General features: G+C 57.6%; 17 protein-coding genes, 1 tRNA gene and 1 CRISPR repeat array. Of the genes, 6 read left to right on the top strand and 12 right to left on the bottom strand.

What is annotated here, in order from left to right:
* On the bottom strand, window positions 1-340 hold a 340-nt coding region (locus tag ACVWXF_RS12360), incomplete at its 3' end, for a hypothetical protein (RefSeq protein WP_457474539.1).
* Between ACVWXF_RS12360 and ACVWXF_RS12365 the strand changes: the two genes are divergently transcribed.
* Complete coding sequence (locus ACVWXF_RS12365; RefSeq protein WP_457474540.1) at window positions 339-1391, top strand: CsgG/HfaB family protein; 1053 nt, start codon at window positions 339-341, stop codon at window positions 1389-1391. The genes ACVWXF_RS12360 and ACVWXF_RS12365 overlap by 2 nt on opposite strands.
* Window positions 1392-1410: 19 nt before the next feature.
* On the opposite strand, the gene pruA is transcribed toward ACVWXF_RS12365, so the two are convergent.
* Window positions 1411-4365: an L-glutamate gamma-semialdehyde dehydrogenase gene (pruA, locus tag ACVWXF_RS12370; RefSeq protein WP_457474541.1), complete on the bottom strand. Its 2955-nt coding sequence runs from the start codon at window positions 4363-4365 to the stop codon at window positions 1411-1413.
* A gap of 155 nt (window positions 4366-4520) precedes the next feature.
* On the opposite strand from pruA, the gene ACVWXF_RS12375 reads away from it, so the two are divergent.
* Window positions 4521-5180 (top strand): SDR family oxidoreductase, encoded by a 660-nt coding sequence (locus tag ACVWXF_RS12375; RefSeq protein ID WP_457474542.1) that lies wholly within the window; start codon window positions 4521-4523, stop codon window positions 5178-5180.
* A 22-nt stretch (window positions 5181-5202) separates the two neighbouring features.
* Here the strand turns inward: ACVWXF_RS12375 and ACVWXF_RS12380 are convergent, their stop codons facing one another.
* The 6 genes from ACVWXF_RS12380 to tgt form a co-directional block, all read right to left on the bottom strand.
* Window positions 5203-5499, bottom strand: coding sequence for a hypothetical protein (locus tag ACVWXF_RS12380; RefSeq protein ID WP_414423703.1), 297 nt, complete (start codon window positions 5497-5499; stop codon window positions 5203-5205).
* Window positions 5500-5505: 6 nt separating this feature from the next.
* On the bottom strand, window positions 5506-6771 hold the full coding sequence (locus tag ACVWXF_RS12385) for a hypothetical protein (RefSeq protein ID WP_457474543.1): 1266 nt from the start codon (window positions 6769-6771) through the stop codon (window positions 5506-5508).
* An 86-nt stretch (window positions 6772-6857) separates the two neighbouring features.
* Window positions 6858-7043 (bottom strand): hypothetical protein, encoded by a 186-nt coding sequence (locus ACVWXF_RS12390; RefSeq protein WP_457444980.1) that lies wholly within the window; start codon window positions 7041-7043, stop codon window positions 6858-6860.
* A complete protein-coding gene (locus tag ACVWXF_RS12395) occupies window positions 7043-7468 on the bottom strand; it encodes a hypothetical protein (RefSeq protein ID WP_457384861.1) in 426 nt (141 codons plus the stop codon). Before ACVWXF_RS12395 ends, ACVWXF_RS12390 begins: the two co-directional genes overlap by 1 nt.
* Before the next feature lie 196 nt (window positions 7469-7664).
* Entirely contained in the window at window positions 7665-8276 is a 612-nt protein-coding gene (locus tag ACVWXF_RS12400; RefSeq protein WP_457444978.1) for a hypothetical protein, read from the bottom strand.
* Window positions 8277-8386: 110 nt separating this feature from the next.
* Window positions 8387-9484 carry a tRNA guanosine(34) transglycosylase Tgt gene (gene tgt, locus ACVWXF_RS12405; RefSeq protein WP_457394513.1) on the bottom strand — a complete coding sequence of 366 codons (1098 nt, stop codon included), beginning with the start codon at window positions 9482-9484 and terminating at the stop codon, window positions 8387-8389.
* A 124-nt stretch (window positions 9485-9608) separates the two neighbouring features.
* On the opposite strand from tgt, the gene ACVWXF_RS12410 reads away from it, so the two are divergent.
* A tRNA-Leu gene (locus tag ACVWXF_RS12410) sits at window positions 9609-9691 on the top strand.
* A gap of 57 nt (window positions 9692-9748) precedes the next feature.
* On the opposite strand, the gene ACVWXF_RS12415 is transcribed toward ACVWXF_RS12410, so the two are convergent.
* On the bottom strand, window positions 9749-10126 hold the full coding sequence (locus tag ACVWXF_RS12415; protein WP_457444976.1) for a hypothetical protein: 378 nt from the start codon (window positions 10124-10126) through the stop codon (window positions 9749-9751).
* Window positions 10127-10628: 502 nt separating this feature from the next.
* Between ACVWXF_RS12415 and ACVWXF_RS12420 the strand changes: the two genes are divergently transcribed.
* A complete protein-coding gene (locus tag ACVWXF_RS12420; RefSeq protein ID WP_457474544.1) occupies window positions 10629-15179 on the top strand; it encodes a GAF domain-containing protein in 4551 nt (1516 codons plus the stop codon).
* Window positions 15180-15361: 182 nt separating this feature from the next.
* On the opposite strand, the gene ACVWXF_RS12425 is transcribed toward ACVWXF_RS12420, so the two are convergent.
* Window positions 15362-15505, bottom strand: a complete 144-nt coding sequence (locus ACVWXF_RS12425; RefSeq protein ID WP_041436191.1) for a chlorophyll a/b-binding protein — start codon at window positions 15503-15505, stop codon at window positions 15362-15364.
* A gap of 89 nt (window positions 15506-15594) precedes the next feature.
* The gene (locus ACVWXF_RS12430) at window positions 15595-16659 is read right to left on the bottom strand and encodes a polyamine ABC transporter substrate-binding protein (RefSeq protein ID WP_148202683.1); all 1065 of its coding nucleotides are present in this window, start codon (window positions 16657-16659) and stop codon (window positions 15595-15597) included.
* 356 nt (window positions 16660-17015) lie between these two features.
* Window positions 17016-17866: direct repeats of the CRISPR family, unit length 36 nt; unit sequence GTTCCCCCTTCGGGGGGATCCCTAGAAATTGGAAAC.
* A gap of 79 nt (window positions 17867-17945) precedes the next feature.
* Between ACVWXF_RS12430 and ACVWXF_RS12435 the strand changes: the two genes are divergently transcribed.
* Window positions 17946-18470, top strand: a complete 525-nt coding sequence (locus ACVWXF_RS12435; RefSeq protein WP_414343795.1) for a GNAT family N-acetyltransferase — start codon at window positions 17946-17948, stop codon at window positions 18468-18470.
* Window positions 18471-18473: 3 nt separating this feature from the next.
* Window positions 18474-19178: an esterase/lipase family protein gene (locus ACVWXF_RS12440; RefSeq protein ID WP_457474545.1), complete on the top strand. Its 705-nt coding sequence runs from the start codon at window positions 18474-18476 to the stop codon at window positions 19176-19178.
* 9 nt (window positions 19179-19187) lie between these two features.
* On the opposite strand, the gene psb29 is transcribed toward ACVWXF_RS12440, so the two are convergent.
* Complete coding sequence (gene psb29, locus ACVWXF_RS12445) at window positions 19188-19907, bottom strand: photosystem II biogenesis protein Psp29 (RefSeq protein WP_041436186.1); 720 nt, start codon at window positions 19905-19907, stop codon at window positions 19188-19190.
* Window positions 19908-20106 lie beyond the last annotated feature (199 nt).

Here is a 20106-nt window from a genome sequence, read left to right on the forward strand (position 1 = left end):
CGGAAGCAGGAACCCGCCGAGACGACTGCGCAAGGAGCCATCCATGCGTAGCGTGGTAGGAATCTCCGGCCTTCAGGCCGGGGAGGATGTCAATTGCAGAGAGCGAGTACCTTTGCTCAACAGGGTTGAGATTTGTCAACTCTCCTATACAAACCTTCTCAATCCCTTTTTTCAACAACCTTGTAGTCGGTAGAGTGTAGGGCATCTTCTGGGAACAGGCGACGTCAGGATCCTTAGCCCTTAGCTGCCAGGTGATACCGGTCACCGCCCTGAAGCTCTTTTGGGTGCAAGCTGAGAGTAACTGTGGCCACTTCCCAGATCTAGGAGATCGTTTAACCATGCGCAACCTCTCTTCCGTTTTGCTGTTCGGGATCCCTTTGGTAAGCCTAGGCTGGACAGGGATCCCGGTGGTGGCCCAATCCGCCAATCCAGCCCTCTGCCAGCAATTTCCCCAAGACATTCGCTGCACCCTCTCTGCCCCCAGACAGGTGGGACAAGCGCCGCAACCCACATCCCGTTCTCGGATTGCAGTCTTGGACTTTGATTTCAGCAGCCTCAGCAATCCCTACAGCTTCCGCGAGGCTTCTCGGGGGGTGAGCGACCTGTTGGTGGATCGGCTGGTGAGAGATGGCACCTTTTCCGTCATCGAGCGCTCGCGGCTGGACGCGATCTTGGCCGAGCAGAACCTGGGTCTATCCGGTCGACTGGATGCCAACACCGCTGCTCAGGTAGGCCGGATCCTAGGGGTCGATGCGGTGATCCTCGGCAGTGTGACCCAGTTTGATGTGTCTGTGCGCCGTTCTGGGGGTGGGGCACCGGTCTTAACTCCCTTCGGCAGCTTCCCGCTGGCGGTGGGGGCTGAGTCAGTGGATGCCGATGCCAACGTGCAGCTGAATGCCCGCTTGGTGAGCACCAGTACTGCCGAGATCTTGGCCGTGGTCGAGGGCAAAGGCAACGCCAGCCAGTCGGATAGCACGGTCACGGTTGCCGGCTTTGGCGGGGGATCCGCCACCAGCAACGAAGAGAAGCTGTTGGTATTGGCAAGCCAACAAGCGGTGGAGCAAATTGCCCAGCAGTTGGCCGGTTTTGCCGGGCGCTTGGCAGCTCAGCCTCGCTCTCTGCCAACGGTTGACGCCTTGGTGGCGGATGTCTACGGCAACCAGGTGATCCTGAACAAAGGCAGCCGCGATGGCTATCGGGTGGGATTGATTCTTTCTGTGGAGCGCGTCGTCCGCGAGGTGAAGGATCCGGCCACGGGGACAGTCTTGCGCAAATTGACTGAGCCAGCCGGACAGGTCCAACTGACGGAGGTGGATGACAGCTCCAGTGTGGGACGCATTCTCAGCGGGGCAGGCTTCAAGGTTGGGGATGTGGCCAAGCCTGTCCAATGAGCTTTCCCAAGCCCTATCCTCAGGATCCCTCGATGGGAGCAAAGCCCTGCCGTTGTGTGTTTTCGGTTACGGTGCGCGGCTCTAAAAATTGCAGCAGGTAGTCGGGGCCGCCGGCTTTGGATCCCACGCCGGAGAGCTTGAAGCCGCCGAAGGGCTGCCGCTCCACCAACGCCCCGGTGATCTCGCGGTTGATGTAGAGGTTGCCGACGGCAAAGTCCTGGCGAGCCTGTTGAATGTGGGAAGGGGTGCGGCTGTAGAGACCGCCGGTGAGGGCGTAGGGGGTGGCATTGGCCATCTGCAGAGCAGAAGAAAAGTCCGGCGCTGAGATCACCGCCAAAACCGGGCCAAACAGCTCCCGCTGCGCCAGCTCTGACTGGGGATCCACCTGGCTGAACACAGTGGGGCCGACGAAGTAGCCTTTTTCCGGCACGGGCAGGCTGAGGTCGAGACGGGCATAGGCTTGGGCCGATTGAATGGCCTGGTGCAGGCGAGCTTGGGCCTCTGCATCGATGACCGGGCCAACTTGGGTGCTGGGGTGGGCCGGATCCCCCACATTTAAAGAGCGCACCGCCTCGATGAGCCGCCCCAAGAACAGGTCGTGAATGGACTGCAAAACGATCGCCCGCGAGCAGGCGGAGCATTTCTGGCCACTGTAGCCAAAGGCGGAGTTGACCACTCCTTTGACCGCCTGATCCAGGTCGGCGCTTTCGTCGATGAGGATGGCGTTTTTGCCCCCCATCTCGGCAATGACCCGTTTGATGTGGTGCTGGCCCGGCTGCAGTTGCGCGGCTTGGGCGAGGATCTGGCAACCCACCGCCTGGGATCCGGTGAAGGCAATCAGGTGCACCCGCCGGTCTTGAACCAACAGGGGGCCAATGGCTTCGCCCACCCCCGGCAGGAATTGAAAAACACCCTCCGGGATCCCAGCTTCGGCAAGGGCCTTGAGGATAAACTCCGCCAGTTTGGCGGCGATCAGCGAAGATTGCTCCGCCGGTTTGAGGAGCACGCAGTTTCCGGCCACCAAAGCCGCCGCTGTCATGCCACAGGGGATGGAGAGGGGGAAGTTCCAGGGGGCGATCACCACCGCCACACCGCGGGGCTGGTAGTGGTAATGGTTGGTTTCGCCGGGCAGGTTGCACTCCCGTCCCCGCTCCAGAGCCTCCATCTGTTGGGCGTAGTAGCGGCAAAAATCGATGGCCTCGGAAACTTCCCCATCGGCCTGGGCAATGGGCTTGCCCACCTCCAGCACCATCCAGGCAGCCAGCTCCGCCCGCTGGGCTTCGATTTGCTCCGCCACCCGCCGCAGGATCCCCGCCCTCACGGCAACGGGGGTGCGCCTCCAGCTGGGGAAGCTGGCTTGGGCCGCTGCCAAGGCTTGCTCCACCTGTTCCAGCTCGGTCAACCCAATTTCCGCCACCACCTGTTCAGGATCCGCAGGGTTGAGGGAGAGCATCGCTTGTCGAGTGGGGCGATATTCTCCGGCAATCCAGGGCTGAACCCTCTGACCCAATTGAGGCCGAACCTTGTCCAATGCCTGAAAAAAGGGATCCCGCTGCTGGGGCTGGCTGAAATCCGTATCGGGAGCGGCGGCAAACGAGAGGGAAGGAGCCTGGAAAACGGATCCCTCGTCCAAGACCGGCGGGGCCAACAGCTGCTCGGGGTTGTAGCCCTGAACGCTTTGCCGCAGGAAAGAGGTGTTGGCGGTGTTTTCCAGCAAACGCCGGATCAGGTAGGCCATACCCGGCAGCAGCTCCCCGTAGGGGCAGTACACCCGCACCCGCTGTCCCTTCTGCACCAAGGCCTTGGCCAGGGGATCGGCCATGCCGTAGAGCACCTGCAGTTCAAAAGCAGACTGGGGCACCTCCAGCGCTTGGGCGATGGCAATGGCTTTGGCCTGAGAGCGCACATTGTGGCTGGCAATGGCGGCGTGGAGATGGGTGTGGTGCTCCAACAAAAGCTGGGTCATGCGCTCAAAATTGGCGTCGGTAGCAGACTTGCTGTTGTAAACCGGCTGTGGCCAGTGCTTTTGCGCCGCCAAGATGGTCTCTTGATCCCAGTAGGCCCCCTTGACCAAGCGCACCGTCACCGGGGATCCCCGCTCTTTGGCCCAGGCGATCAGGTTTTGCAGATCGGTGTAGCTATCCCGCAGGTAGGCCTGCAGCGTCAGGCCAACGTCGGTGCGGCCTCGGAACTCCGGCTCCAGCAGCAGCTCCTGCAAAATGGCCAGGGTGAGGGATTTGTAGCGGTACTGCTCCATGTCGAAATGGATCCCGACTCCCAGAGCTTCTGCCCGGCGCAACAGGATGCGAATCCGTTCCCCCACTTTGGCTTTGGCCCCCAGGGGATCGATGGGATCGAACTGGGAATAGAAGGCTGTCAGCTTCACCGACACTTGCGGCACCGGCTGCGGTTGTGGCCAGGTTTTGACCATCTTTGCCAAATGCTCCATCACCTGCAGATAGCGATCCAGATAGGATTGGGCTTCCGCTTCGGTGATGACGGCTTCCCCCAGCAAATCCAGCGTGAAAGCCATACCCTGCCGGTGCAGAGCTTCCAGAGTTTTGCTGACTTGCTGCAGGGTTTCTCCGGCAATGTATCGACGGGCCAAGGCTTCCACGGCAGCGGTTAGGGTGCTGGCAGCCAACTGCCCTGGCAGGGAGTCGGGGTCTGCAAAGTTGAGCAGGCTTTTCAGCATTCCCGGCAATTCCACCGCCGGATCTGAAAGATACTCCTGCAAATGGCGGGCCACCTCAGCCTTACTTTTCAAGCTGGGCAAGACATCGATCAAGCGGAACAACTGGGTGCGCAAGTGGGGGTTTTCCATCGCCCAGGCCAGCAGCTTGTCCTCCCAGCGCAGTTGATCCCGCCACTGGGCCAGCAGGGATCTCTTCTCTCCCGAAAGAGAGGCGAACAGAGATTGGGCAAGAGCTTGGGTTTGGGCCTCGTAGGCAGTAGGAGCAGCTTGGGCAACCATCTGATGAACTGGGTGAACTGGGGCGCAGGATCCCTACCATCCTGTCATGGAAAGGATGGAACCTGAGGCCGATTTTGGGAAGATAATGGCAGATGGGGCCACCGCAAATCCTCGAATAGCTACGCCGGGTATAAGCAGCTTTGCAGGAGAAACTTATGCAGGCTTTTGTTGCAGGGGCTACAGGAGAAACCGGACGCCGCATTGTCAAAGAGTTGGTGGGCCGCGACATCCCGGTACGGGCGCTGGTGCGCAGCCGCGAGCTGGCCGCACGGGTTCTGCCCCCCGAAGCGGAAGTGGTGGTGGGGGATGTGCTGGATCCGGCCACGCTGGAGACGGGCATGGAAGGATGCACAGTGGTGCTCTGTGCTACAGGTGCTAGGCCCAGTTGGGATCCCTTTCAGCCCTACCGAGTGGATTATGAAGGCACCAAGAACCTGGTCGATGTGGCCAAAGCCAAAGGGATCCAACACTTTGTTTTGATTTCTTCTCTGTGCGTGTCTCAGTTGTTCCACCCCCTCAATTTGTTTTGGCTGATTTTGGTGTGGAAAAAACGCGCAGAAGAATACCTGCAAAAAAGCGGCCTCACCTACACCATCGTTCGACCGGGGGGCCTAAAAAACCAAGACAACGACGATGGCATTGTCCTATCCAAGGCGGATACCCTCTTTGACGGCAGCATCCCCCGCACGAAAGTAGCCCAAGTGGCCGTCGAAAGTTTATTCCAGCCCGCTGCCCAAAATCGCATCCTTGAGATCATCGCCAAGCCCGGCGTTCCCAACCGCGACTGGAGCGCCCTCTTTGCCATGGCAGGATAGGATGTTCGCGCCAGGCTTGCCCTCAACTCTCCTCTGCCTTGGAATCAGCAGACTTCGCCAACTGCTGCAAGCGATCTAGGATCCGCGCCTCAGCGTTAGCATCGTGGAGTCGCAACGTCAGGCGGGGCACCCGCAACGAAGCCGTAATCCGGCCTGAGGGCAGATCCAGCCACACCAGTTGCCCTTGAAAACAGCGACAAGCGGCTCCCCATTCCTGGGCCAGAGCCTCTACCTCTGACCAGACAAGGCAACGTGGCAGCAGCAGGTCGGTGGCCCACCCCGCTCCACACTCCCGCCGCCTGAGGACACGCACCTGCATGGATCCCTACATCCGCAAGGACTCCGTCCCGCTGACGCGAGCGGCGTAGAACTCGCACCAGGGATCCCCCTTCTCTCTGGCCTTGGTCTCCTGGCCGTGGAAGAGCCCACCCCGCTGGAAGAGGCGGTTGTAGAAGACTTGATCCAAAACCGGCTTCTGCTGGATGTTGCCGTTGTAGACCAGATTCATTATCGCCGGCACCGCCCCTTGAGCAAAATAGCAGGCGGGATCTTCTGCCCGTGGGTAGGAAGCCAAAAAGTAGTTGGCTTCGTAGTTGCCATCAATGGCCACCCGGCAAGACTGGCCGCTCACCACCTCCAAAGCCTGCCAGCGACCCCACCCCAGGCTGCTGGCCACCGCATAGCCGCCGTGGATCCAGTCCGTGTCCTTCTCCAGCATCGGCCCCACCAGGGTTTCCCACTCCACCGATTCCATGATGTTGCCGAAGGTGTAGAAGACACAAACATGCCCCGACTCGCGGATGAGAGCTTCCCCCACCCCCATCAGCTCAGCCTGCACCGCCTTCAGCTCCTGTAAAAAGCGATATTGAATGCGGTTGCAGTAGTTGGCAGGCATGCGCGTTAGCAACACGTTAAACGCGCGAATTTGCCCCCGCTCATCTCCGGCCAAAGGCAAGCCCCACAGAGCTTCGTTGACCGCGTCATAGTCCACTGCCGTTACGGGCTGCGGGAACTGGGTTGGCTGCTCAATAAGCTTGCCCATGCCTGGACTGGGAGTCAGCGACTGAGGCTTTGGCAGCCGAGTGGCCTGGATCACGCAGTGATCCTTGCGCGTAACGGCCATACACTCCGTTTCTTCTGCCCCGTAGCTTCCCAGCTCGCCAAACGTGGCATCCAGAGCTGCCGCCACATAGCCCACCGCCAAGTGGTCAATGGGACGTGTGCGGTTGACCTGATCCCCGTACTTGCTCAGCCAACCTTCTGCATAGTGAGAATGGGTAAGCTGCACTTCCCCGCCTGAAGGTGTCACCTCAAACGCCAGCCGCCCAAATCCTAAAAAACTGAAGATCTGAGCTGCCACTGCCAGGCGCTCTTGGGTCTCCTGAATGCCAAGAGCCTTGAAAGCCCCGTACAGAAGACTGTAAAAGATCTCCTGGGCTGCGGTGCGCAGGATCCCTACTCCATCGATCCAGTCGGGATCTTCAATAGTCTGCTGCAGGAAGAGGTTGTAGTGATGGCAGTGGAAGATAACCGGCTCTCCAAACAGGGAGATGAGCTTACGGTCGCGGTCGAGATGTAGATGCTCAAGCATAGGCAAGTGAACTCAGATAAACAATAGGGGATCCCACAAGCGCAGCAACTGCCCTCAGACAAACCTCGCCAGCTATTCTCGACTACTCAGACCGGCATGACAATAGGCAGCCGCTCTCGGCCCAAAAGATCTGCTACCGCTTTGTAAAGAATGCGCAGCTCCTGTCGGGTCAGGGTGCCCTTTTCGAGACGGTTGCGGTCTAGGCCCGTTTTCAAAGACAGGCGCAGGGCCACAAAGTTAGGATCCGGGGCGTAGCGCTTGGCGTAGCTCATCAAAGCCTGAGCAGTGGATGCAGTGGTGTCTGAACAGGGGGCAACAATGGTTTTCCATCAATTAGGATGGCTTTGATACGCTCTGAAATCGCCTTAAGGTCGGTGGTGGAGCGGGTAAGAAACAAGACAAAGTAGGGGCTTCTGGGAAACGCTTTGATGACAACCCGCAACGCCGAAGTACCTGCCAAAAGGTAGTCCCCCTCTTGGTCAGCGCTTGCCGACTGGCAGAGGCGATTGTTGGCTTGTATCAAGTCAGCCGCGTAGTTGCCCAACTGTTCCAGAGAGATTTCCTCCTGCACATCGTTGGTGTACGCAACCCTAGCCACTGCAACGCCATCGGTTACTCGCCCCACCAAAGCTGCGATCAAGCCCGGAAGACCGGCAATGTGCTGCTCAACCACACTGATAAGGGTACGTATGGTCACCAGTTTGCCTCCAGATAGAGATTGAGATTGCAAGAGATTGCCCGTCCCCCAAACTCAGCCTTCAAGAGACGAGCCTGCGGTCGCAGTCGAGATGAAAGGGTTTAAGCGCGAGCAAATAAACTTAAAGTAAACCTAAAAAAGCCTTCCAGGTGTAGCAACTACCCCTGGACAAAGCTTGCTAGCTATTTTGAACTACTCAGGCCGGCATGGCAATAGGCAGACGCTCTCGGCCCAAAAGATCTGCTACCGCTTTGTAAAGAATGCGCAGCTCCTGTCGGGTCAGGGTGCCCTTTTCGAGACGGTTGCGGTCTAGGCCCGTTTTCAAAGACAGGCGCAGGGCCACAAAGTTAGGATCCGGAGCGTAGCGCTTGGCATAGTCCATCAAAGCCTGAGCCACAGACATAGTGCTGTCCTGCACAGGGGGCAGCAGCGGTTTTCCGTCGATCAAGATGGCCTTAATCCGGTCTGAAATCGCTTTCAGGTCGGTGATGGAACGGGTCAGGAATAACACAAAGTAGGGGCTTTTGGGAAACGCTTTGATGACAACCCGCAACGCCGAAGTGCCGGCCAAAAGGTAGTCCGCCTCTTGGTCAGAGCTGACAAGCTGGCATAGACGACTGTTGGCCTGGACTAGGTCGCTGGCATAGGTGCCCAAAAGTTCTAGGGCCTGCTCCTCTTGGGAATCGCTGACGTAGGTTACTTTGGCTACTGTGGTACCATCAGTGGCCCGCCCTATCAAAACAGCAACCACGCCCGGAAGGCCGGCGATGTGCTGTTCAATCACGCTGCTGAGGGTTCGGATAGCCATGATCTGACTCCTTCCTGCGGCTACATGGGATAGCTTAAATGCACGTACTATCCCATGTACTTATTCTACCAAAATGGATCAGATGCTTCCAGACAAATCTCCCGGCCGGCTTAGCTCCAGGGATCCCAGTGCTCATGAAATTGGCCTTCCAAGATGGCCTGGCGCATCTTTTGGGTGTAGCGCATCAGCTCCGTGATGTTGTGGATAGAAAGCAGGGTATAGCCCAGGATCTCCTGGGCGCGGATGAGGTGGCACAAGTAGGCTCGGCTAAAGTGGCGGCAGGTGTAGCAGGGGCAATCGGGATCGATGGGATCCAGGCTGCGGCGGTGTTCCGCATTTTTGATGTTCCAGCGTTTGCCCCGGCTGATCACCGTGCCATGGCGGGCATAGCGGGTGGGGATCACGCAGTCAAACAAATCCACTCCGGCGGCCACAGCAGCCCGCATCTCTGCATAGGTGCCCACCCCCATGAGATAACGGGGGCGATCTGCCGGCAGTAGAGGGGCTGTTTGCCGCACAACGGCGTGCATAAACTCGACCGGCTCCCCCACACTCACCCCGCCAATGGCATAGCCCGGCAGATCCAACCGACAGACCTCTTCCACCGCCCGCCGGCGCAGCTCAGGGTAAACTCCCCCCTGCACAATGCCAAACAAAGCCTGATCTGAGCGGCGATGGGCTTTCACGCACCGTTTCAGCCACTGGGTGGTTCGCCGCACCGCTGCTTCCACTTCCTCAGGGCTGGCAGGGTAGGGCGGGCACTCGTCGAAGGCCATGATCACATCGGCACCCAAGGCATTTTGAATCTGGATGGATAGCTCTGGGGTGAAGTGAATGATGCGGCCATCGAGAGGAGAGCGGAACGTCACTCCCTCCTCGTTGATTTGGCGAATGGCGCTGAGGCTGAAGACCTGGAAGCCCCCTGAGTCGGTAAGGATGGGGCCCGACCAGCCCATAAAGCGGTGCAGCCCCCCTGCCGCTTGAATGATGTCCTCGCCGGGCTGTAGGTGCAGGTGATAGGTGTTGCTGAGAATAATATGGGCGCCCGTTTCCTTGAGCTGGGCGGGGGTGAGGGTTTTCACGTTGGCCAAAGTTCCCACCGGCATAAAGCAAGGGGTTGGGATCCCACCGTGGGGGGTGACGAAGTATCCTGCCCGCGCTTGAGTGTGGGGGCAAGTGCCCTCACAAGTAAAGGTAAAGTCGGCCAAGGTCAGCGTTATCGGCTTTAATCTTGTGCGCAGCAGAGCTTAGCACAGATAGAGCCGCCGGCAAGGGATCCCTTTTGCCAGCCTTGACAGGGATCCCCTGCTTTGGGCAGACTTGTAGATCACCGCGGAACTGGCGGAATGGTAGACGCGCTAGATTCAGGTTCTAGTGGCAGCAATGCCATCGGGGTTCAAGTCCCCGGTTCCGCACTCCCCCAAAATGGGTTTCAGGGGATACTGCCAGGTTGTCCGGCTTCACCTCCACTTCTAGAGGGCCAGCTCCTTTTCGATTTGGCCAAGCTTGATGCGGGCAAGGGCCAAGTTGCCTTTCTCTCGATCCAGAACCAGATAGAAAAACAAACCAGAGATGTGCTGGACTAGATGCATTAGGTGGTACTGAGTCTCCAGCAGGATAAGAACCTCCTCGATTTTGTCAGTAAGCTTAAGAGACTCAGCAACTCGCATTTTGGCGCGAATTACTTCTGTATTTCCGGCAACTGCCAGTTCCAAGTTCGCTTCTGGGAAGGCGGGACTGTTGGTGCCTTTGTACCCCAAGCACATCCCTGTTTTCCAGTCCCCCAGCGCCACACCCGATGCCCCATCAATACTGAGGGCTTTGACCAAGCTATCTTGAAGCTTCTGCATAGTGAACACTACTCTCCTTGTGGGCAGCCCGTCACTTTATGGTAAGTCTTTTGCCAAAAACTTTCAACTGAGAGCCTACTTTATTGAGACTACTTGCAACATACAAAGTAAAAGTTAAGTATAAATGAACCTATCTTAGGTAGGCCCGGCGGTAGGCCCACCAAGCAGGGGCTCGTGGTCCCATTTGCTTTCTTTGACATCAGTGTAAACACTGAGACCTGGGCCAAGCTGGCCTTTCCTACACTTGGCTGTGGCAACTCTGGGCCAGTTACAGCTCCAACCCTCCCCTCATCTCGGCTCGCCTGCAGAAGCCAGAGTAGCTGACACCAGCATGGCGAAAATGTAGCAAACTAATCCAACAGGAAGCAAGCTTGGGGATCGGATCCCTGTAGCTTCCGGTGGAGAGGCTTGGAAGTTATGCTGGGGTTACCTCTTTTACCTTGAGACTATCGACCTCCGAGATCGGGGGATCGGAACCCTTCCTCTCCGCTTAGTTTGACCTATGCCTAAGGCCCCCCTCCCTCCCAACGAAGAGCAGCGGCTGGCTGCCCTGCGGCAGTATCAGATTTTGGACACCGCTCCTGAGAACAGCTTTGACGAACTCGTGCGGCTGGCTGCCCACATCTGCGGCACGCCCATTGCTCTGGTCAGCCTTATCGACGAACACCGCCAGTGGTTTAAAGCCAAATTCGGCGTCGATGTGCAGGAGACCCCACGGGATGTGGCCTTCTGCGCCCACGCCATCTTGTCGCCTAAAGAGCCGCTGGTGGTGCCCGATGCCACTCAGGATCCCCGCTTTGCCGATAACCCGTTTGTCGCTCAAGAGCCCCACATTCGCTTTTACGCTGGCATTCCCTTGGTAACTCCAGAAGGGCAGGCCCTGGGCACGCTTTGCGTTGTCGATTATCAGCCTCGGCACCTGACCCCAGAACAACTGGAGCAATTACAAGCCCTGGCCCATCAGGTGGTGGCCCAACTGGAGCTGCGCCGTACTTTGAGGGAACTGGCTCAGACGCCTCTGCTGCCTAAGTCGGGGGATACTAAACCTGCCCGCAAAAACCGCTTTCTCCTCAAAGTTACCGCCGGTTTTGGCCTGGCTGCCTTGCTTTTGGGCGGGATCACCTACTCAGCTCAGCGGAATGCCTCTCAACTGCCGCAGCTTACAGAACGAGTGGCCCACACTCTGAAAGCAATCCAAAGCTTGGAGGGATTGCTGGCGGAAACCCGCGCCGCCGAAGCCGGTCAATATGGTTATCTTCTGACCAATAATCCTCGCTATCTCAGTGAGTACCAAGCCAGCCTTGAAGCCACCTCCACCCATCTGCGCTTGTTGAAAGAGCTCACTGCTGACAACCCCCTGCAGCAAGAGCGCCTGAAGCGCCTAGAGCTGCTGCTGGAGCAACTGAGGGAGCAAGAGGGGCTACCTGCCGTTCAGGAAGCTCTAGAAAGCAGCGAAGGGCCAAGGTTAATGGAGCAAATTGTCGAGTTGATTCGGGTGCTGCAGCAGGAGGAGAATCGCCTTCTGGAGCAACGCAATCAGGAACTGCAGTTAACCTGGGTTAGAACCAATCTCATTGCTTTTGGCGGGCTCATTTTTACTTACCTGGTTTTGGCCTCGGTTTACTTCCTCATCCGCCGGGAGACTGCCGAGCGAGAAGAGGCAGAACGATCCCTCAAGCAAGAGCGAGATTTTACCAACGCGGTTATCGATACGGCAGGGGCGCTGGTGGTGGTTCTGGATCCTGAGGGACACATTTTGCGCTTCAACCGCGCTGCCGAGCAGCTTTCTGGCTACTCGCTGGCAGAGGTCAAGGGCCGGCTGCTATGGGACTTAGGTTTGATCCCACCGGAAGATGTGCCTGGTGTGAAGCAAGCTTTTGAACAGCTCAAGGGCAATCATTCCCTCTTTTTGAATCGCCATGAGAATTTTTGGCGCACCAAGCAAGGGGCACTGCGGCTTATTTCTTGGTCTAACACCGCCCTAATCAACGCTGCCGGCGAGGTGGAGTTTGTCATGGGCACCGGCATCGACATCACCGACCGTAGGCTGGCGGAGCTAGCCCTAAAAGAAAGTGAAGAGCGCTACCGGGATCTCTTTGAAAATGCCACTGACCTCATCCAAAGCGTGGATGCTGAAGGGCACTTTTTATATGTCAACCGCGCTTGGAAAGAGACCTTGGGCTACGACGAAGCTCAGGTCTATCAGATGACCCTCTTCGACATTCTCCATCCCGACTGCCTGGAGCACTGCCAGGCTCTTTTCCAGAAGCTTCTAGCAGGGGAGAAACTGGAGAGGGTAGAGACAGCTTTCCTCACGGCCACTGGTGAAACTGTTTGGTTGGAGGGCAATGTCAACTGCCGCTTTGAAGATGGAGTGATGGTGGCTACGCGAGGCATCTTCCGCAACATTACCGAGCAGAAGAAAGCGGCAGAGGAATTGGAGCGGCAAAACCGCCGGGCTCAGTTGCTAGCCAATCTCAGCTTGAAGATCCGCGAATCTTTGGATATCGCCGAGATCCTAGAGACGGCGGTAACAGAAATCCAAGCCCTGCTCAAAGCCGACCGGGTTTTGGTCTATCGCTTCCAGCCGGATGGTTCTGGGATCATCTCCAACGAGAAAACTCAGCCGGGGATCCCCTCCTTGCTGGGAGAGGTGATCGAGGATCCCTGTTTTCAGGAAAAGTACGCCCAGCTCTACAGCCAGGGCCGCGTTCGCGTTGTTAGCGATGTGGAAAGTGAAGGACTGGAGCCTTGTTACCTAGAGCTGCTGCAAAAAATGCAGGTCAGGGCCAACTTGGTGGTGCCGCTGTTTTTGGAGCAGCAGTTGTGGGGGTTGTTGCTGGCCCACCAGTGCTCTGGCCCGCGTCAGTGGCAGCCGTTTGAGATGGAGCTGCTGTCGCAGTTGGCCAACCAAATTGGCATTGCCCTCACCCAGGCAGCCCTTTTGGAACGGGAGAGAAAGCGCAGCCTGGAGCTGGAGCAGGCCCGCAAAGCAGCAGAGCAGGCTGCCCAGGCCAAGAGCAGCTTCTTAGCCACCATGAGCCACGAGATCCGCACCCCCATGAACGCGGTGTTGGGGATGACGGGCCTGCTGCTGGAGACCCCCCTCAATGCAGAACAGCGGGACTTTGTAGAGACCATCCGCGTCAGCGGCGATGCGCTGCTCACCCTCATCAACGACATCCTGGACTTCTCCAAATTGGAGGCCGGGGAAATGGAGCTGGAGATCCTGGATTTCGATCTCCGCTCGTGTCTGGAAGAGGTGGCGGATCTGTTTGCCCCCACTGCCCACGCCAAGGGATTGGAGCTGGCGGTGCTCATGCCACCGGAAGTGCCGCGCTACCTGCGGGGAGATGCCTCGCGACTACGGCAAGTCCTCAACAATTTGGTAAGCAACGCCATTAAGTTCACCCACCGAGGAGAGGTGGTGATCCAAGCAGAGGTGCTGCAAGAAACCGCTACCCATGCCCACCTCAAGCTCTCGGTGAGAGATACCGGAATCGGGATCCCGGCGGCGGCGCAGAGCAAGCTGTTTCAACCGTTTAGCCAGGTGGATGCCTCTACTACCCGCAAATACGGAGGTACGGGACTGGGCTTGGCCATCTGCAAACAACTGACAGAACTGATGGGGGGAACCATCTCGTTGCAAAGCCAGGAGGGACAGGGCAGCACCTTCAGCGTCGAGCTGACTCTGGAGCGGCAGCCCTACGTCCAGCAGCTTGCCCAGCCTTCTGCTCGCATCCCGGTGGATCTGCAGGGCAAGCGACTGTTGGTGGTGGACGACAATGCCACCAATCGCAAGATCCTGCGCTGCCAGGCCACGGCTTGGGGAATGGTGGTGGAAGAGGCCGAAAATGCCTATCAGGCTATGGACAAACTGCGCCAAGCCGTTCGGGAAGGCAGACCCTTCTCCCTGGCCGTTTTGGATATGCAAATGCCAGAGGTGGATGGGGAGACCTTGGGCCGCTGGATCAAGGCAGATCCGCAACTGGCCGAGACGCAACTGGTGATGATGACTTCACTGGGACTGGGGGAGCACTCCCGCCGCGCTGCCGAAATCGGCTTTGCCGCCTACTTGGTTAAGCCGGTAAAACAAAGCCGTCTGCAGGAAGCGCTGGTCATGGCCCTGGGGAAATCTTCTGGTTTATCCACTTCGCTCTTGGGAATGAGTCCCGTCCTCCCTCAGACGACCCCCAGGGAGGATCGTCCCCGTCAATCGCTGCGCATTTTGCTGGCAGAGGATAACCCCGTCAACCAAAAGGTGGCTTTGCGCCAGCTCGAGAGTTTGGGCTACAAGGCCGATGTGGTGGCCAATGGTCAGGAGGTGTTGGATCTCCTGCAGCAGGTCAGATATGACCTTATTCTCATGGATTGCCAAATGCCGGTGATGGACGGCTACGAGGCCACCCGCCGCCTACGCCAACAGGAACGGAGATCCGGCCACCGCACAGTGGTGATTGCCATCACGGCCAACGCCATGCAGGAGGATAGGGAGCGCTGCCTGCAGGCAGGTATGGACGACTATCTCAGCAAGCCGGTGCTGAAGGAAGATTTGCAAAGGTTGCTCAACCACTGGAGCCAGCTGATTGCTCAGTCTGCAGGGGGATCCTCCAACCAAGCCGCTTCTGAAGCAGCCTCTCCAGCTTCCCCCGCCGAGAGCCGGGATCCCTCTTCTCCCACCTTGCCCTATCCCATCGACTCTGCCTATCTGGATCAGGTTTCCGGCGGGGATCGGGGGTTTCAGCGAGAGCTATTGCAGGTGTTCATCCAAGATTGTGAAGACCAGCTGCCGCAATTGCGCCAAGCCATTGCCGGTTACGACGCAGAAAGAATGCGGCGGATCGCTCATCGCCTCAAAGGAGCCAGCTCCAACGTGGGAGCTAATGCTTTTTGCCAAGTGGTTCGCGAGCTGGAACACTTAGGAGTGGCGCTGGCCCAGCAGGGATCCCAAGGTGGTCATGACCTAGAATGGGCACGGGCTCTCCAGGCCCCAGAAGACCTAGAACGCATCTTGGCCGATATCCGCCAGTACTTGCGAGATCTGGAAGGATAGATTCCAAAGGCTCGGCGCCGCTTCCGTGGCCACCCCCTCTCCCAGAGAGAGGGGAGTTAGGAAGCAATGCAGCAGAAATTTTCATGCCTGTTGCATTCGGAAGCGATGCAAAAGCCTGGCCGCAGCCAGGCCTGTAAAGATCTACAGCAAAGATCTACAGCAGTGTCTTGGGTCTACTGGGATTACATCAGGCCAATTTGAGAGAGGATCCCTTGGCCGGTCAGCAACTCGGTCGCAACGCCGATCACAAAGCCCAGCATTGCCAAACGGCCATTCCATTTTTCGGCGAAGGTGGTAAAGCCAAACTTAGCTTCTTGGTTTTCCATGGTTCTAGCTCCATCAACGGGTGACATCTTTAATGTGGCTCAGATATTAAAAAGTGTCAAGTTTTATGTCGAGAGCTAACAAGGGATCCCTAGCTGCTTTTCACGGTTGTCCAGAGGGCGTCGATGAGGCGCAGCTCTTCCCCTGACAGCACTTTAAGGTAGGTGAGTTTAGCAAGGGCCTCTTCGTCAGGGTAGATGGCCGGGTTTTGCCGATCTTCTGGGTTGATCATGGGCAGAGCTGCAGCGTTGGGGGTGGCGAAGCGGTTGTGGTTGCTCAGTTGAGCGCCGACTTCAGCATCCAGGATGAAATTGATGAAGCGATTGGCCAGCTCGGGGTTGGGGGCCTGGGCGGGAATGGCCATTACATCCAGCCAAATGTGGGCACCCTCGCGGGGGACAAAATAGCCGATGTTGGGGTTTTCTTCGGCAGCTTGCAGGGCATCGCCGCTGTAGACGATGGCTACATTGGCCGTTCCAGAAACCAGTTGGTTTTTGCCCCCCACGCCCCCAATTAGGCCGGCACTGCGGCGCTTGGTGTCGATCAAAAGCTGCTGGATCTGCTGCAGTTCGGAGCGAACGGTGGTGTTCATATCGAAGCCCAGGTAAACGGCAGCAGCGCCGATCATGGAGCGCATCTCGTCGATCATCACAAAGGGGCCATACTGCTGCTGCGGGTCGAAAATCAATCCCCAAGAGCGTTCAAAGTTTTCGGGCAGGCGGTCTTTGCGGTAGCCAATGCCGGTGGTGCCCCACTGATAGGCGGCGGTGTAGGTGTTTTCTGGATCAAAGGGCAGGCCGACAAATTTTTCGCCCAGGTTGCTTAGGTTGGGGATCAATTCTTTGTTGAGAGGCTGCAGCAGTCCCAGCTCCAACATGTTGGGCACAATGTAGTCGGTGGGAACAACAATGTCGTACTGGCTGGTGCCTCCCCCCCGCAGTTTGGCCACCATGTCTTCGTTGGATTCGTACACGCTGACCAGCACGCGGCTATTGGTGGCTTTTTCAAAGGCGGTGAGGATGTCGGGATCGATGTATTCTGACCAGATGTAGAGATTGAGGGTCTGCCTCTGGGCAGAGGTAACGTGGGGCCAAAACAGAACCAGGACAAGCACACAGCAGAGCAGGGTTGTGGCCGAGGCAATCCACTTTTTCATGAGATTTCTCCGACTGTGAAAAGTTGAAAACATCGTATCTGCTTTCATCCCCCAGCCGGCTACACCCGCGGCTAGGGGGCACGCCTTGGGCAATCGCCAAGCCCCGCAAACTCCGGTTGAGGCTCGGGTACTCACCCTTGTTTCCAAGACAACACCCAAACGGTATCAACGCCTCCGCGAGCGATCCGCCAAAAGCCGCAAAGGCCGATTCTTTCGTCGGATCCCTCGATGCCTTGCGCCACAAGGCTTTCCAGCCCCAAAACCCCCTCGCCGCAGCTCTTTTTGCCGACTTTTTTCCGGATCCCTCGCAAATGGGTCTTGCATTCCTTGCCCTGCTTGGGTTTAATAGGGGTGGAGTTCCCCCTTCGGGGGGATCCCTAGAAATTGGAAACATTTCAGCCCACTCAAAGGGCTTATTGACAAACTCCAGTTCCCCCTTCGGGGGGATCCCTAGAAATTGGAAACACCTCGCGAGACTCAACATCTCTTGAGGAGAGATCAAGTTCCCCCTTCGGGGGGATCCCTAGAAATTGGAAACTCTGGGTTGTGTTGAGGACCGACCTCAACATCTATAAGGCCGTTCCCCCTTCGGGGGGATCCCTAGAAATTGGAAACCCAACGCCGTTTGGACATTTTACGCTCCTTATTGAAAAGTTCCCCCTTCGGGGGGATCCCTAGAAATTGGAAACTGATAATGTAGCAAGAATGGTGTTTAATACCTTAGCGTTCCCCCTTCGGGGGGATCCCTAGAAATTGGAAACCCTTTAGGAACTGACTCAATGAAATTCCCTTTGTGATAGTTCCCCCTTCGGGGGGATCCCTAGAAATTGGAAACGATGAGGAGGCAGAGCAATGACTGACTTTCCGATGTTTTCCCCCTTCGGGGGGATCCCTAGAAATTGGAAACAGGGGGCAATGGATCAATATAGGGGACGCAGATATCTCGTTCCCCCTTCGGGGGGATCCCTAGAAATTGGAAACTTCACAAATGTTGTTGACTACCTCCTGGATTGCGACCTTCGTTCCCCCTTCGGGGGGATCCCTAGAAATTGGAAACCAGCACGGTCTTTGATAACAGTAGCTGAACTAGGTTCAGAAGTTCCCCCTTCGGGGGGATCCCTAGAAATTGGAAACCATATTAGTACCAGTCGGGGTCTGGTACATAGAATGAGTTCCCCCTTCGGGGGGATCCCTAGAAATTGGAAACAATTCCGCCACCGATCCTGGCTATACTGAGGACACGCTCACCCAAAGTAGGGGTGAGCTTTCACTCGGCAGCGATTCACATGAGTTTTTGGAAGGGCCTGTTCGGGTCAGCAGGAGCTGCTACAACCAAAGAGCCGGCGCAAACAGCTAGGGCCGACCGTCGCCAGGAAACGGTGGTGGTACGAGGGGAGACAATCCTCTTCAGCTTGGATCCCAACTTGGATCTGTACGAGCTAGAGGAGCTCTGCGATGCGGTGGGGTGGTCACGTCGCCCCATTCACAAGGTGAGAAAAGCCCTGCAGCACAGCTTTTTGGTGGTGTCGATGTGGCAGCAGCGGGGCAGCTACCGTCGCCTCATCGGCTTTGCCCGGGCAACGTCCGACCACGCTTTCAATGCCACCATTTGGGATGTGGTGGTTCATCCCGATTTCCAGGGTAGGGGTCTGGGCAAGCGGCTGATGGAAAAGGTGATCCACGAGCTGCGCGCCCGAGACATCAGCAACATCACCCTTTTTGCCGATCAGGGAGTGGTCAGCTTTTACGAACGGCTGGGCTTCACCGCCGACCCTGAGGGGATCAAAGGCATGTTCTGGTATCCCCGCTAGCGTATGGCCCCTGTGGTGATTTTGCCCGGTTATCTGGCCGGTGCGTCGGAGTATGAGCCCCTGCGCCAAGAGCTGGAAGCCCGCGGCTATGCGGCACGGGTGGTGCCGTTGCAGGTGCGCAGTTGGTTTCCCACGCTGGGGGGAAGGCCTGTCACTCCCATCCTGTGGGCCCTTCGAGAGACCATCCAAAAGACCTGCGCTGAGTTTGGGGTTGACCGAGTTAACCTGGTGGCCCACTCCGCCGGCGGCTGGATTGCCCGCATCTACCTGGGATCCGTGCCCTATGGGGGACAGGTGTGGCAGGGGCGGGAGCAGGTCGCTGCGCTGATTAGCTTGGGATCCCCCCACACCAGCCGGGAGCGCTGGACGAAGCGCAATTTGGACTTTGTCAACACCCACTATCCGGGGGCCTTTTGGCCCGAGGTCAAATATGTGTGCGTGGCGGGCAGGGTCATCCAGGGGCAGAGGTTGAGTCTGGGATCCCTGTGGCGACAGGAGCATTATCTGGCTTGGCTGGCCTACAACAGCTATTGGCTCACGGCTGGACAGGGGGAATTGTGGGGCGATGGCATTACCCCCATCGAGGCTGCCCACCTGCAGGGGGCTGTTAACCTCACTCTGCCCAGCTGCTACCATTCCGGTCGGGGTGGACGGCGCTGGTATGGATCCCCCGAGGTGGTGGAAACTTGGGCTCAGTATCTGGCTTAGGGCCGGGGTTTAGCTGCCAGGCTTGCTTGGGTCGCCGAGGGAAGTCTCAGGCAAAGAGGCGGCCGATTGGCGGCGTTCCTGCTGACGCCGGGCGGCTTTTACCATCTCCTCGACCACAGCCCGCGCCTGCTTCATGCGATCCAAACTGCTGCGATAGAGCTCCAGATCTTTTCTCACCCGCTCTGTTGAAAAAGGCAGCTTGCTCACCACATTCTCCAAAAAGCGGCGGGTGCGTTCTTCTGGTTCTTCGTAAAGGGACTTGGCCACAACTTCATAGGCTGTGTAAAGGCCAACAGCTAAGACCCGGCTGTAGGCGTAGGGCGGCTGAGTCATGCGCTCCAAAATGGCTTTCAACCCACCCACATCTTCCGCCTCTGGCTTGAGACAGAGGAGATCAAGTCTTTGACGGGGATCCCCGCTTCCCATCAACTCCAGCAGATCGCGGGCATTCTTGCGCAACACCTCCGGCTTGAGGTGCAGAGCCTTACAGAGGGCGTTGAAAATGGCTTCTCGCTGCTCAGGGGGGTGATAAGCTTCCATCAGCCCGTCGTAGAGGGTGACCAGCCCCAAGGCAAAAAACGGATCGTAGACGAAGGTGCTGTTGACGGTGGTCAGGTGCAGCTCCACCAACAACTCCTCCACCACCCGGCGATAGACGGCGTTGATCGGGCGAGGGTAGGCGCTGAAAAAGGCCGCTTTGGTGGCGGAGAGGGTGCGAACAGGATTCACAGGCAGACAAAAATGAGCTTGAGGATGGCTTCTCTGTTTTTTTATTCTCACCTGTGCTGACCCTGAGGGCAAGCTGTGTTGACATCCTCCCCGGCCTGAAGGCTGGAGATTCCTACCACGCTACGCATGGATGGCTCCTTGCGCAGTCGTCTCGGCGGGTTCCTGCTTCCGACCGCCCGTGCAGTTCGATCCACAGGCC

This window comes from Thermostichus sp. MS-CIW-40 (assembly GCF_054058315.1).

Excerpts from the sequence above, each read along its gene's own strand:
- ACVWXF_RS12380 (WP_414423703.1), bottom strand. The coding sequence starts at position 5,499 with ATGCAGGTGCGTGTCCTCAGGCGGCGGGAGTGTGGAGCGGGGTGGGCC.
- ACVWXF_RS12435 (WP_414343795.1), top strand. The coding sequence starts at position 17,946 with ATGAGTTTTTGGAAGGGCCTGTTCGGGTCAGCAGGAGCTGCTACAACC.
- ACVWXF_RS12365 (WP_457474540.1), top strand. The coding sequence starts at position 339 with ATGCGCAACCTCTCTTCCGTTTTGCTGTTCGGGATCCCTTTGGTAAGC.
- ACVWXF_RS12375 (WP_457474542.1), top strand. The coding sequence starts at position 4,521 with ATGCAGGCTTTTGTTGCAGGGGCTACAGGAGAAACCGGACGCCGCATT.
- ACVWXF_RS12400 (WP_457444978.1), bottom strand. The coding sequence starts at position 8,276 with ATGGCTATCCGAACCCTCAGCAGCGTGATTGAACAGCACATCGCCGGC.
- ACVWXF_RS12415 (WP_457444976.1), bottom strand. The coding sequence starts at position 10,126 with ATGCAGAAGCTTCAAGATAGCTTGGTCAAAGCCCTCAGTATTGATGGG.
- ACVWXF_RS12385 (WP_457474543.1), bottom strand. The coding sequence starts at position 6,771 with ATGCTTGAGCATCTACATCTCGACCGCGACCGTAAGCTCATCTCCCTG.
- ACVWXF_RS12425 (WP_041436191.1), bottom strand. The coding sequence starts at position 15,505 with ATGGAAAACCAAGAAGCTAAGTTTGGCTTTACCACCTTCGCCGAAAAA.
- ACVWXF_RS12440 (WP_457474545.1), top strand. The coding sequence starts at position 18,474 with ATGGCCCCTGTGGTGATTTTGCCCGGTTATCTGGCCGGTGCGTCGGAG.
- ACVWXF_RS12430 (WP_148202683.1), bottom strand. The coding sequence starts at position 16,659 with ATGAAAAAGTGGATTGCCTCGGCCACAACCCTGCTCTGCTGTGTGCTT.
- pruA (WP_457474541.1), bottom strand. The coding sequence starts at position 4,365 with ATGGTTGCCCAAGCTGCTCCTACTGCCTACGAGGCCCAAACCCAAGCT.
- ACVWXF_RS12390 (WP_457444980.1), bottom strand. The coding sequence starts at position 7,043 with ATGAGCTACGCCAAGCGCTACGCCCCGGATCCTAACTTTGTGGCCCTG.
- ACVWXF_RS12420 (WP_457474544.1), top strand. The coding sequence starts at position 10,629 with ATGCCTAAGGCCCCCCTCCCTCCCAACGAAGAGCAGCGGCTGGCTGCC.